This window comes from Brachybacterium huguangmaarense (genome assembly GCF_025725725.1).
Classification (GTDB): domain Bacteria; phylum Actinomycetota; class Actinomycetes; order Actinomycetales; family Dermabacteraceae; genus Brachybacterium; species Brachybacterium huguangmaarense.
In genome coordinates this window covers 3,028,824-3,041,855 of the sequence record NZ_CP107020.1, presented here as the reverse complement: position 1 = coordinate 3,041,855, position 13,032 = coordinate 3,028,824, and the positions used below count along the sequence as shown (strand labels likewise).

Annotated in this window: 11 protein-coding genes; 5 read left to right on the top strand and 6 right to left on the bottom strand. The window is 72.3% G+C overall.

The genetic code is table 11. From position 1 onward, the window contains the following. Positions 1–97: 97 nt before the first annotated feature. The 5 genes from leuS to panD form a co-directional block, all read right to left on the bottom strand. Positions 98–3,064: a leucine--tRNA ligase gene (gene leuS, locus BRM3_RS14020; protein ID WP_263593907.1), complete on the bottom strand. Its 2,967-nt coding sequence runs from the start codon at positions 3,062–3,064 to the stop codon at positions 98–100. Between the two features lie 434 nt (positions 3,065–3,498). Next, the gene (locus BRM3_RS14015) at positions 3,499–3,840 is read right to left on the bottom strand and encodes a HepT-like ribonuclease domain-containing protein (protein ID WP_263593906.1); all 342 of its coding nucleotides are present in this window, start codon (positions 3,838–3,840) and stop codon (positions 3,499–3,501) included. Further along, positions 3,837–4,157, bottom strand: coding sequence for a nucleotidyltransferase family protein (locus tag BRM3_RS14010; protein WP_263593905.1), 321 nt, complete (start codon positions 4,155–4,157; stop codon positions 3,837–3,839). The genes BRM3_RS14015 and BRM3_RS14010 overlap by 4 nt, the downstream gene beginning before the upstream one ends. A gap of 235 nt (positions 4,158–4,392) precedes the next feature. Next, a complete protein-coding gene (locus BRM3_RS14005; protein ID WP_263593904.1) occupies positions 4,393–5,322 on the bottom strand; it encodes an AEC family transporter in 930 nt (309 codons plus the stop codon). 16 nt (positions 5,323–5,338) lie between these two features. Further along, the gene (gene panD, locus BRM3_RS14000) at positions 5,339–5,746 is read right to left on the bottom strand and encodes an aspartate 1-decarboxylase (protein ID WP_263593903.1); all 408 of its coding nucleotides are present in this window, start codon (positions 5,744–5,746) and stop codon (positions 5,339–5,341) included. A gap of 146 nt (positions 5,747–5,892) precedes the next feature. On the opposite strand from panD, the gene BRM3_RS13995 reads away from it, so the two are divergent. Continuing rightward, positions 5,893–7,323: a DEAD/DEAH box helicase gene (locus BRM3_RS13995; protein ID WP_263593902.1), complete on the top strand. Its 1,431-nt coding sequence runs from the start codon at positions 5,893–5,895 to the stop codon at positions 7,321–7,323. Then, positions 7,323–8,717, top strand: coding sequence for an L-serine ammonia-lyase (locus tag BRM3_RS13990; protein WP_263593901.1), 1,395 nt, complete (start codon positions 7,323–7,325; stop codon positions 8,715–8,717). The genes BRM3_RS13995 and BRM3_RS13990 overlap by 1 nt, the downstream gene beginning before the upstream one ends. A gap of 48 nt (positions 8,718–8,765) precedes the next feature. On the opposite strand, the gene BRM3_RS13985 is transcribed toward BRM3_RS13990, so the two are convergent. Continuing rightward, complete coding sequence (locus BRM3_RS13985) at positions 8,766–9,893, bottom strand: oxidoreductase (protein ID WP_263593900.1); 1,128 nt, start codon at positions 9,891–9,893, stop codon at positions 8,766–8,768. Between the two features lie 104 nt (positions 9,894–9,997). On the opposite strand from BRM3_RS13985, the gene BRM3_RS13980 reads away from it, so the two are divergent. From BRM3_RS13980 to acs, 3 genes are all read left to right on the top strand, one after another. Next, on the top strand, positions 9,998–10,162 hold the full coding sequence (locus BRM3_RS13980; protein WP_263593899.1) for a ribbon-helix-helix domain-containing protein: 165 nt from the start codon (positions 9,998–10,000) through the stop codon (positions 10,160–10,162). After that, positions 10,159–10,947 carry a VOC family protein gene (locus BRM3_RS13975; protein WP_263593898.1) on the top strand — a complete coding sequence of 263 codons (789 nt, stop codon included), beginning with the start codon at positions 10,159–10,161 and terminating at the stop codon, positions 10,945–10,947. Before BRM3_RS13980 ends, BRM3_RS13975 begins: the two co-directional genes overlap by 4 nt. Positions 10,948–11,045: 98 nt before the next feature. After that, positions 11,046–13,025, top strand: a complete 1,980-nt coding sequence (gene acs, locus BRM3_RS13970; protein WP_263593897.1) for an acetate--CoA ligase — start codon at positions 11,046–11,048, stop codon at positions 13,023–13,025. The last annotated feature ends 7 nt before the right edge of the window (positions 13,026–13,032 follow it).

Sequence of the window (13,032 nt, the reverse complement as noted above, 5' to 3'; positions counted from 1 at the left end):
GGGCACGGCGCGCAGGAGGCCCCGTCGCGGATCGGATTCGATCCGCGACGGGGCCTCCTCGTGTGCGGCCGCGTCCGCGTCGGACGCGGCCGCACGATCACACGACGATGTTGACGAGCTTGGGCGCGCGCACGATCACCTTGCGCACCGTCTGGCCCTCGAGCAGCTGGCGCACCTTCTCCTCGCCCAGGACGAGGGCCTCCAGGTCCGCGTCCGTCACGTCGGTCGCGACCTCGAGACGGTGCTTGACCTTGCCCTTGACCTGCACGACGCACGTGACGGTCTCCGCGACGACGTAGCGGGGATCGGCCACGGGATAGGCGACGCGGGAGATCGAGCCCTCATGGCCCAGGCGCGTCCACAGCTCCTCGGCGAGGTGCGGGGCGAACGGCGAGACCATGAGCACGAGCGGCTCGACGGCCTCGCGCGGGGCCCCCGAGACCACGGCCCCGCCGGTGCCCTGGGCTCCCGCCTTCGTGAGGTGGTTGACCAGCTCGATCAGCTTGGCGATCGCCGTGTTGAAGCCCATCTGCCCCATGTCGCGCGTGACGCCCTCGATGGTGCGGTGCACGGCCTGGCGGGTGGGCACATCGGCCTCGGCGTCGCTCACGACGACCTCGCCGGTCTGCTCGTCGACGACGAGGCGCCACAGGCGCTGCAGGAAGCGCTGGGAGCCGACCACGGCGCGCGTGTCCCACGGTCGTGACAGGTCCAGCGGCCCCATCGACATCTCATACACGCGCAGCGTGTCGGCCCCGTACTCCTCGTACATCTCGTCGGGCGAGACGGAGTTCTTGAGGGACTTGCCCATCTTCCCGTACTCCTGGCGCACGCTCTCGCCGTGATACGTGAAGGTGCCGTCGGCCTCCTCGACCACCTCGGCCGCGGGCACGTACACGCCGCGGGAGTCGGTGTAGGCGAAGGCCTGGATGTACCCCTGGTTGAACAGGCGGTGGAAGGGCTCCTGGCTCGACACGTCGCCGCGGTCGAACAGCACCTTGTGCCAGAACCGCGAGTACAGCAGGTGCAGCACCGCGTGCTCGACGCCCCCGACGTACAGGTCCACGCCGCCCACGTCGCCCTCGCGCCGCGGCCCCATCCAGTAGGCCTCGTTCTCCGGGTCCACCAGCCGCTCGTCGTTGGTGGGGTCGACGTAGCGCAGCGGGTACCACGACGAGCCCGCCCACTGCGGCATCACATTGGTCTCGCGGTGGTAGGTCCGCGGGCCATCGCCCAGGTCCAGCTCGACCTCGACCCAGTCCTCGGCGCGCGACAGCGGGGTCTGCGGCTCGGTCTCGGCGTCCATCGGATCGAACGTCTTGGGCGAGAAGTCGGTGATCTCGGGCAGGTCCACCGGCAGCATCGAGGCGGGCAGCGCGATCGGCGTCTCCGGATCGGCGGGGTCGTAGACGATCGGGAACGGCTCGCCCCAGTAGCGCTGGCGCGAGAACAGCCAGTCCCGCAGCCGGTAGGTGGTGCGGGCGCGCCCGAAGCCCTGCTCCTCGGCGTACGCGGTCGCGCGGCGCTTGGCCTCCTCCTTGTCCAGGCCGTTGAGGTCCAGGCCCGCGCTCGCGGAGTTGATCTTCTCGCCGTCGCCGGTCCACGCGCCGCCCTCGAAGCCCTCGGGCGGGCGCACGGTGCGGATCACCGGCAGGTCGAACGCCTCGGCGAAGGCGTGGTCGCGCTCGTCCTCGGCGGGGACCGCCATGATCGCGCCGGTGCCGTAGCCGGTCAGCACGTAGTCCGCGGTGAAGACGGGGATGCGTCGGCCGTCCATCGGGTTGAGCGCGTACAGGCCCGTGAAGACGCCCGTCTTCTCGCGGCCCTCGGCGGTGCGGTCGGCGTCGTCCTGGGCGGCCGCGCGCGCCTGGTAGGCGGCGACGGCCTCACGCGGCGAGGCGACGGCGAGGCCGCCCTTCCAGGCCTGCTCGGTGCCCTCGGGCCAGACGGCGGGCAGGGCCTGCACGTCGGCCAGCAGCTCGTGCTCGGGAGCCAGCACCGCGAAGGTCGCGCCGAACAGGGTGTCGGCGCGCGTGGTGAACACGTCGAAGGTCGGGACCTCGGGCGTGCCCTCGGCGCCCAGCCCCTCGACCGGGAACGTCACCTGCGCGCCGTGGGAGCGGCCGATCCAGTTGCGCTGCATCGAGCGCACCGACTCGGGCCAGTCCACGCGGTCCAGGTCCTCGAGCAGCCGGTCGGCGTACGCGGTGATGCGCATGTTCCACTGGCGCAGCGTGCGCGTGAAGACGGGGAAGTTGCCCACCTCGGAGCGGCCCTCGTTGGTGACCTCCTCGTTGGCCAGCACGGTGCCCAGCCCGGGCGACCAGTTGACGGGCGTCTCGGAGATGTAGGCCAGGCGGAAGGACTCCGCCAGGCGGGCGATCTCCACGTCGGAGGAGGCGGCGACGTCGGCGACGGTGCGCCCGCGCCACTGCTCGGGCAGCGTGATGCCCTGGCGGTCGGCGAGCGCGAACGGGTCCACCGTGCCGGCGCGCAGCTCTTCGCGCAGTTCGGCGATCGGTCGGCCGCGTCCGACGATCCCGTCGACGTTGGGGGCCTCCGGGTCGTACCACGAGTCGAACAGCCGCAGGAAGATCCACTGCGTCCAGCGCACGAACTCGGGGTCGGTGGTCGCGAAGGAGCGGCGCGGATCGTGCGACAGGCCCAGGCGGTGCAGCTGGCGGCGCATGTTGGCGATGTTCGCCTCGGTGGTCGTGCGCGGATGGGTGCCCGTCTGCACGGCGTACTGCTCGGCGGGCAGGCCGAAGGCGTCGTAGCCCATCGTGTACAGCACGTTCCTGCCCAGCATGCGCTGATGGCGCGCCATCACGTCGGTCGCGATGTACCCGAGCGGGTGGCCGACGTGCAGACCGGACCCCGAGGGGTAGGGGAACATATCCATGATGAAGGCCTTCTCGCCCAGCTCGGCGGTCGGCGTGCCGTCGGCGAGGGGGCCCGTCGGGTTGGGGGCGTCGAAGGTGCCGTCCTCGGCCCACCGCTGCTGCCAGTCCTTCTCGATCTCGTCGGCCATCGCGGCCGTGTAGCGGTACGGTGCCTCGCTCATGGGGGATCTCCTCGTTCCTGCGCGCGCAGGGCTGTGGTTCCGGGAATGCTCCTGATGATGGGACCCCGCGCGGACCGCAGCGGCGCGCGACGGGGGAGCCGCGTCGATGCCTCGGTGGAGGCCTTGCTCGACGCGGCTACGGAAGCAGGAGCCGACGTGCCATGGGGCGATTCTACGTGGAGCCGGGCCGGTGCCCGGCCCGCGCCGCGGCGCAGTCTCCTCGATCGCCGCGCGGGACCGTCAGCGAGCTCCACGTCCGGGGCCGTCGGACACGTGGCGGTGCTGTGCGCCCCTGACTCGAGATGCGCCTCCACATCGATCGGGAGGACGTGTCTGAGCGTGTCGACCCGTCGTGCACGGATCGGCACGAACGACGCCATGCGTCAGGAACTTATGCCCTGCGGTGTCACCGGAGACGAGCCGATGGCGAGGTGTCAGCCCCGCGTGAGCCGGGCGTACTCCTCACGCAGCACGCGCTCGACATCCGGCAGATCATTGTCGACGGTGTCGGAGACGAGCGACATGTCGACGAACGCGTACGCGTGAGCGATGTAGTTCCGAGTCGCCCGCATGCTCCGCCACGTCGCTCCGAACAGACGCTCGCCCAGCGGAGGAACCGTATCGTCGTTCAGGGCATCGATCGCCGCCGCCAGCCGTAGACACACGGCATCGGCGACGACGTCGTCGGACAGACCATCGCGTTCGATGTACGTGAGCAGCCGGTCGATGTGCGTGAGCGCCTCCGCGATGAGGTCGGCGTCGGAGCGCCGTCTCACAGCGGTCTCGATGAGTGCAGGACGTCGGACCGCAGATGCTCGTGGAGGTTCGCGTCGGGGACGGCGTCGACCGCCACCCCGAGGATGTCAGACAGCTCGATCCTCATGGCAGCCAGATCGAACAGCCCCATTCCGCTGGGGCGGGTGAAGAGCAGGTCGATGTCGCTGTCCTCGTCCGCGTCACCGCGCAGGACCGAGCCGAAGATCCTGACGTTCGACGCGCCGTACCGCTCCAGCACGACCATGAGCTCGTCATGGTGATGCGCGATGAGCTCGCGCAGTTCCACGGAGCGTCGGGTCGGGCTGAGCGTCGCCATCGGAACAGGATACGTGGCGTCGGAAGCGGTGTCCTCGGTCGAGCCACATGCCGAGGGGCTCGCAGCCGCGGCATCACGCCACGATGGTCACCAGCCTCGCCGAGCACGGCCCCCGCAGATACTCCTCGCCGATCTCGGGATCGGTGTCGAGGCGATGGCGCACCGTTTCCGTGGCCGGGACCACGCAGGCAACGCGAGCCGGGCCGGTGCCCGGCCCGCGCCGCGTCGTGGCCGGTCAGCCCAGCAGCGCGGAGAGGGCCATGAGCGTCACGACGGTCCCGATCGTGGTGACGAGCACCGTGTCGCGCGCGAGCTCCTCCGAGGCGCCGAAGCGCGAGGCCGCGACGAACACGTTCTGCGCCGTCGGCAGCGCCGCCATCACGACGACGGCGAACAGCTCGTGCCCGGCCAGGCCGAGCGCGAGCCCCAGGCCGAGTGCGATGAGCGGCATCAGCACGAGCTTGCAGGCGGTCGCGATCCCCACGAGCGCCCGGTTGCCGTCGTCCTTGGCGAGCGGGCGCGAGCCGATCAGCGAGAGGCCGAAGGCGAGCAGCATGCCCGGGATCGCGAGGTCGGCCAGGGAGTGCAGCGGCTCGAGCAGCAGCGCGGGCACGTGCACGCCGAGGGCCACGAGGCCGATCCCGACCACGGCCGCGATGATGGTCGGGTTCGTGACCACGCCCCGGCCGATGCTGCGCACGCTGGGGCGCGAGCTGCTCGTGACCGAGTGCAGAACGAACTGGTAGATCGGCGTGTAGACCGCCTGCTGGAACAGGATGACGGGCAGGGCGTGCGCGGGCGAGCCGAGCACGTAGGCCGCGATCGGGAAGCCCATGTTCGCGCCGTTGGCGACCGATGAGCTGATCGCCGTGACCGCGACGTCCGCGGCGCTGCGTCGGCTTGCCAGGTGCAGCGCGAGGAAGACGAGCAGCCCCGTGGCGAGGCCCGCGACCGACGCCACGACGATCGGCGAGCCCAGCAGCGCGGTGACGTCGGCCTCGAGCAGGGACAGCAGCACGAGGCACGGAGAGGCGATGAAGAAGGTCGCCCGGTTGAGCACGAACCGGGCGTGGCCGGGATCGCCCAGCACCCCGGACTTCCCGGTCGCCCAGCCGGTCGCGATGAGCGCCCAGACGATGAAGAACCCGGAGAGGACCCCTGTCATCGATCAGCGGCCGCGGTCAGCGGCTGGAGACCTGGTCGGGCATGCCGGGGACGGGCTGGGCCGGGTCGTTGCCGATCTGCACGATCGAGTTGTCGGCGTCGACATGGACGATCGTGGGACGGTGCGCACGCGCCTCGGCGTCCTCGAACAGGCCGTAGGCGATGAGGATCACGAGGTCCCCGGGGGAGACCAGATGGGCGGCCGCGCCGTTGACGCAGATCGCGCCGCTGCCGCGCTCACCCGCGATCGCGTACGTCTCCAGGCGGGCCCCGTTGGTGACGTCGACGATCGCGACCTGCTCGTTCTCGACGATGCCGGCGGCATCGAGCAGATCGGCGTCGACGGTCACCGAGCCGACGTAGTGCAGATCGGCCTGGGTGACGGTCGCGCGATGGATCTTCGCGGTCATGAGTGTGCGCATCATCGCCGACCATTCTCCCACGCGAGGCCGCGCCCCGACCGTTCCGCGGGGTGAGATCGCCGACTCCGGCCCGCGTGCACCTCCCCGGCGCGGCGCCGGTGCGAGAGGATGGACGACGCCCTTCGTCCGCCCCGCCCCAGGAGGATCCCATGCCCAAGGCCCGACGCCGCTCCGCCCATGCCGGCGAGCGCTTCGAGGACATGGCGCTGCCCGACGAGCTGCTCGGGGTGCTCGACGCACAGGGGCTCACGCGCGCCTTCGAGATCCAGAGCGCGATCCTGCCCGACGCCCTCGGCGGCCGCGACGTGCTGGCCCGCGCCGAGACCGGCTCCGGCAAGACCCTCGCCTTCACCCTCGCGATGTGCGCGCGCTTCCGCGGCCGCAAGGTGCACCGGCGCCGCCCGCTCGGCGTCGTCCTCGTCCCCACCCGCGAGCTCGCGGTGCAGGTCGTCGACACGATCCATCCCTTCGCGCGCGCCGTCGGCATCCGCGCGCAGCTGGTCGCGGGCGGCATGAACATCGACAAGCAGGCCGACGCGCTGGCCCGCGGCGTCGAGATCATCGTCGCGACGCCCGGCCGGCTGATCGACCTCGCCCGGCGCGAGGACCTCTTCCTCGACCGGGTCGAGACCACCGTGATCGACGAGGCCGACCACATGACCGATCTCGGCTTCGGCGCCGACATCGTCGAGATCCTCCAGCACATCGAGATGGGCACCCAGAAGATGCTCTTCTCCGCGACGCTCGACGGACAGGTCGACGAGATCATCGACCGCTTCCTCGTGGACCCGGTGACGCACGAGACCACGCCCGTGGCCGCGGCCGTCAAGACCATGCGCCACCACGTGCTCGCGATCAACCCCCAGCGCAAGCGCCAGATCACCGCGCAGCTCGCGGCCCGCCGCGGCCGTACCCTGATCTTCACGCGCACCCAGCTCGGCGCCGAGCGTGTGGCCGCCGAGCTCGTCGAGGTCGGCATCCCCGCCGCCGCCCTGCACGGCAGCAAGCAGCAGGGCCTGCGCACCAACGTGCTCGCGGGCTTCCGCGCGGGCGCCTTCGACACCCTCGTGGCGACCGACGTCGCGGCCCGCGGCCTCCACATCGACGACGTGTCGATGGTGATCCACGTGGACCCCGCCGAGGACGTCAAGGAGTACGTGCACCGCTCGGGCCGCACCGCCCGCGCGGGCGCGGCCGGCACGGTCGTGACCCTCGCCCTGCCCCATCAGACGCAGCGCACGCGCCGCATCCTGGAGGAGGCCGAGGTCGAGCCGCAGTGGGAGGACGTGCACGACGAGCACGCCGAGGCCCTGCGCGCGCTCGGCGGCCGCACCCCCGCCGGGGAGCCCGCCGCCGATCCCGCCCTGACGAAGTACAAGGGCGCGCCGCGCAAGCTCGACATCGGCCGCACCACGGGCGCCGACGCGCGCAAGGCGGACGAGCGCCGTGCCAACGAGGAGCGCCGCGCCTCGTGGGAGGAGACGCCCGCCCCGCGGCGCTCCGGCCGTCGCCGGCCCCAGCCCTCCGCCGGCTCGACCGGGCGCCGCCGCACGAGCGGTCGTCGCCCGAAGGGGTCCTGATGTCCATCAGCCTGTTCGATCTGTTCAAGATCGGGATCGGCCCCTCGAGTTCGCACACCGTCGGCCCCATGCGGGCCGCGGCGACCTTCGCCCGCGAGGTCCTCGAGGACCCCGGCATCGGGCCGCGCGTGGCCGACGTGGCCGTGCACCTCTACGGCTCGCTCGCCGCGACCGGTCGCGGGCACGGCACCATGGACGCGATCGTGATGGGCCTCGAGGGCCACGATCCCGAGACGGTGGACCCCGTCGCGGGCCGCGAGCGCGTCGCCGAGATCGCCGAGCACGGCGGCCTGCTGCTCGACGGGCGCCTGTCCGTGAGCCTGCGGCCCGACACGATCGTGCTGCACCCCCTGACGTTCCTGCCCCAGCACTCCAACGGCATGACCTTCGTGGCGCTCGACGCCGCCGGGGCCGAGCTCGTGCGCCGCCCCATGTTCTCCATCGGCGGCGGCTTCGTGGTCGACGAGGCGGACATGGGCCGGTCGATGGCGGAGGTCGCCTCGGAGGAACAGGGCACGAAGATCTTCACGACCGGGGCCGAGCTGCTCGCCGTGTGCGAGGAGCGCGGGATCTCGATGTCCGAGGCGATGCTCCTGCGCGAGCGCCAGTGGCGCAGCGACGAGGAGATCCGCCGCGGCGCGCTGCGGATCTGGCACACCATGCGCGACTGCATCGAGCGCGGCATGACCACGTCGGGCACCCTTCCCGGCGGGCTCGAGCTCAAGCGCCGGGCGAGCTCCTGGCGCGAGTCGCTCGAGGCCGAGGACCCGCGCCGCCTCGCGATGAACGCCCACGAGTGGGTGTCGCTGGCCGCGCTCGCCGTCAACGAGGAGAACGCCGCGGGCGGTCGTGTCGTGACCGCTCCCACCAACGGCGCCGCCGGCATCATCCCCGCGGTCCTCTACTACGCGACGAGCTACCTGAGCGACACCGATCCCGACGAGGTCGCCGTGCGCTTCCTGCTCACGGCCGCCGCGGTCGGCTCGCTGTACAAGGAGAACGCCTCGATCTCGGGTGCCGAGGTGGGCTGCCAGGGCGAGGTGGGCTCGGCCTGCTCGATGGCCGCCGCCGGCCTCGCGGAGGTCATGGGCGGCAAGCCGCGCCAGGTCGAGAACGCGGCCGAGATCGCGATGGAGCACAACCTCGGTCTCACGTGCGATCCGGTGGGCGGCCTCGTGCAGGTGCCCTGCATCGAGCGCAACGCGATGGCCTCGGTCAAGGCGATCACGGCGGCCCGCTTCGCGCTGCGCGGCAACGGGGAGCACTTCGTCTCCCTCGACACGGTCATCGAGACGATGCGCCAGACCGGCAAGGACATGTCCGAGCGCTACAAGGAGACCGCGATGGGCGGCCTCGCCGTGACCGCGGTGCCGGTGTCGCTGCCCGAGTGCTGAGGCCGCCCGGCCGCTGAGGCGCCGGGCCGCCTCACGCGGCCGCGGTCGTCACCACGCCCCGCGCGTGTACGGGCCCGGGTACAGCGGCCGTGGGTCGGCGCCGAGCTCGTGCGCGGCGCGCTGGGGCCACGACGGCTCGCGCAGCGCGGCCCGGCCGATCGCGACGAAGTCGGCCGAGCCGTCCGTGAGGACCCGCTCGGCCCCTGCGGGATCGGTGATGAGCCCCACCGCGGCGACGGGCATGCCCGCGCGCTCCCGGATCTCGCGCGCGAAGCCCACCTGATAGTCGGGGCCGCTCGCGATGTCGGCGACGACCGCCCCTCCCGTCGACACGTGCAGCGCGTCGACCCCGAGCTGCTTGAGCTCGAGCGCGAGCTCGCACGACTGGTCCACGTCCCAGCCGCCGCCGATCCAGTCGGTCGCGCTGATCCGCACGATGAGCGGCATCGCCTCGTCGATCGCCTCGCGCACCGCCACGGCGATCTCGCGCGCGAGGCGCCGGCGGCCCCTGCCGCCGGCGCCGTAGGCGTCCTCGCGCGTGTTGACGAGGGGGCTCAGGAACTCGTGGACCAGGTAGCCGTGGGCGAAGTGCAGCTCGACGGCGTCGAAGCCGGCCGCGACAGCACGGCGAGCCGCGGCGGCGAAGTCGGCGACGACCCCCTGGATCTGCTCGACCGTCATCGCCTCGGGCGCGGCGAGCCCGGGGAAGGGCTCCTCGGCCGGGCCGACCGTGCGCCACCCGCCCGACAGCTCGGGGATGGTGCCGTGGTGGCGGCGGTAATGGGGCAGGGTGGGCCAGGTCGAGGCCTTGCGCCCCGCGTGGGCGAGCTGCACGGCGGTCGCGGCGCCCTGCTCCCGGTTGAAGCGGGTGATGCGCTGCCACGCGGCCACCTGCGCGTCGTTCCACAGGCCGGTGTCCTGCGGGCTGATGCGCCCCTCCGGGCTCACCGCGGTGGCCTCCGTGATGACGAGCCCGAAGCCTCCCGCGGCGCGCGCGCCGAGGTGCACGAGATGCCAGTCCGTCGGCACGCCGTCGCGCTCGGTCACCGAGTACTGGCACATCGGCGCGAGCCAGATCCGATTGCGCAGGTGCACGTCGCGCAGCGTCGTCGGGGTCAGCAGGAGAGGCGGGTCCGGTGTCCCGGAGCGGGGGTCGTCGGCGGCGGTCACGGTCATGGCTCCGACGGTAGCCCGCGAGCGCGCGCCCGCGCGATCGGGCCCGCGACGTGGCACGGGCGGGAGGGCTCGACCGTGGTCCGCTAGATTGCTAGCATGCTCGCATGCACGAGAAGCAGGGCGCCCCCGCCCGCAAGGTCCAGTTCAACGTCTATCTCCCCCCGGAGCTCGTCGTCGCCGTCAAGCATCGCGCGGTCGACGAGCAGACCAGCCTGAGCGCGCTCGTCGAGCGCGCCCTGTCCGCCTATCTCGAGAGGACCCCCTCATGACCGTCGCGACCGACATCGCCTTCGCCGTCCTCCCTCTGCGCTTCAGCGAGCGCCCCGACGCGATGGACGCCTTCCTGCGCCTGCTCGGCATGGCACCCGTCGTCACCGCCCCGGGCGGCGGCTTCGCCGTGCTCGTCGCGGGCGGCGGCGGGCGCGTCATGATCCACGGCGTCGACAGCGCGCAGAGCGGGCCCGCGGCGGGCACCACCGACCTGTGCCTCGCGACCGAGGACACCGACCGTGCGGCCGCCGTCCTGCGGGCCGCGGGCCGGCAGGTGAGGGTCTGGGACGAGAGCTACGGGCGCCAGGGCGCGCTGCTCGGAGCGGCGGGTGAGGAGATCGCGCTCAACGAGACTCAGCGCGACCTCTACGGCTACGAGGGCCACGACGGCGCGGACGCCGACCCGCGGCTCACCGTCGTCGCCGTCCGCCCGACCGACGACATCGAGGCCGACGTCGCCTCCTTCGCGGCGCTCGGCTTCGTGCCGCGCGGCGACGCCGCCCCGGGCTGGTGCCCCGTGCAGGGTGCCGCGGGGACGGGGATCATCGGCCTGCACCGGCCGGCGCCCGGGGAGCAGTGCTCCCGCGACACCGGGAGCGAGTTCGGGCGCGCCGCGGCCGCCCGGATCGGCTTCGAGACCTCCGAGGACCTCGGCCGCCTCGCCGCGCGCCTGCGCGATGCGGGCCATCCGGTCGAGCTGCGCGAGGGCGGCAGAGGGGGCGCCCTGCACGTGACCGATCCGGACGGCGTGGTGGTCGAGATCCACCCCGCGCCGGGGCGCTGACCGCTCGCGTCCCCTGTGGTCTGGGTCTCCTTGCGATACGGTGAGGCCGATCCCCGCGGCCCCGGCGGTGCCGGAGCCCCGACTGCTGAGGAGCCACCATGAACGCTGATGCCGGCACCGGTATCGACAGCCTGTCCCACGAGTCCGCGAGCTACCCGCCGCCCTCGGACTTCGTGCAGAACGCCAACGCCCGCCCCTCGCTGTACGGCGAGGCCGAGCGCGACCGCCTCGGGTTCTGGAAGGACAGGGCCGGGCTGCTGTCGTGGAAGACGATGCCCACCGAGGTGCTCGACTTCTCGAACCCGCCGTTCGCCCGCTGGTTCGCCGACGGCACGCTCAACGCGTGCTACAACGCGGTGGACCGGCACGTCGAGGCCGGCCACGGCGACCAGGCCGCGCTGCTCGTCGAGTACGAGGACGGCTCCGACGCCACCTACACGTACGCCGACCTCCAGGCCGAGACGTCGCGCATGGCCAACGTCCTGCTCGACCTCGGCGTGGTCACGGGCGACCGGGTCGCGATCTACATGCCGATGATCCCGGAGGCCGTGATCGCGATGCTCGCGTGCGCCCGCATCGGCGCGACCCACTCGGTCGTCTTCGGCGGCTTCTCCGCCGACGCGCTGCGCTCGCGCATCGAGGACGCCGAGGCCACCGCCGTCATCACCGCCGACGGCCAGTTCCGCAAGGGCCGCGTCCTCCCGCTCAAGCCGGCCGTCGACGAGGCCCTCTCCACGGGCGCCGAGTCCGTGCGCCACGTGCTCGTCGTGCGTCGCACCGGGGCCGACATCGAGTGGACCGAGGACCGCGACGTGTGGTGGCACGAGGCCCGCGAGAGCGCCTCGGCCGAGCACGAGCCGGTGTGGGTCGAGGCCGAGCACCCGCTGTTCATCCTCTACACCTCGGGCACCACCGGGAAGCCCAAGGGCATCGTGCACACGACCGGCGGCTACCTGGTCCAGGCCTCCTACACGCATCGCAACGTGTTCGACCTCAAGCCCGACACCGACGTCTACTGGTGCACGGCCGACGTCGGCTGGGTCACGGGGCACACGTACGTGACCTACGGGCCGCTCGTGAACCGGGCGACCCAGGTGATCTACGAGTCGACCCCCGACACCCCCCACCAGGGCCGCTGGTGGGAGATCGTCGAGAAGCACAAGGTCTCGATCTTCTACGCGGCGCCCACCGCGATCCGCACCGCCATGAAGTGGGGCGAGGACATCCCCGCCCGCTTCGACCTGTCCTCCATCCGTCTGCTCGGCAGCGTCGGCGAGTCCATCAACCCCGAGGCGTGGCAGTGGTACCGCCGGGTGATCGGCGGCGGCACCGCCCCCATCGTCGACACCTGGTGGCAGACGGAGACGGGCGCGATCATGATCTCCCCGCTGCCCGGCATCACCGCCACCAAGCCCGGCTCCGCGCAGGTGCCGCTGCCCGGCATCAGCGCGGACGTGCTGAACGACGCGGGCGAGAGCGTCCAGGACGGCCAGGGCGGCTACCTCGTGCTGACCGAGCCGTGGCCCGCGATGCTGCGCGGCATCTGGGGCGACGACCAGCGCTTCATCGACACCTACTGGTCCCGCTTCCCCGGCATGTACTTCGCCGGTGACGGCGCCCGCAAGGACGAGGACGGCGACATCTGGCTGCTGGGCCGTGTCGACGACGTCATGAACGTCTCGGGCCACCGCCTGTCGACGACCGAGATCGAGTCGGCGCTCGTGTCCCATCCGTGGGTCGCGGAGTCCGCCGTGGTGGGCGCCGCCGACGAGACCACGGGCCAGGCGGTCGTCGCCTTCGTCATCCTCCGGTCCTCGGCCGCCGAGGAGGTCGAGGCCGCAGGCGGCGAGGAGAAGGCCGTCGAGATCCTGCGCCAGCACGTGGGCAAGGAGATCGGCCCGATCGCCCGTCCCAAGAAGGTGCTGCTCGTGACCGAGCTGCCCAAGACGCGGTCCGGCAAGATCATGCGCCGGCTGCTGCGCGACGTGGCCGAGAACCGGCAGGTGGGGGACACCCAGACCCTCGCGGACTCCTCGGTCATGGACCTCATCCAGCAGGGCCTGTCCGGCAAGCGGTGACGGGAGG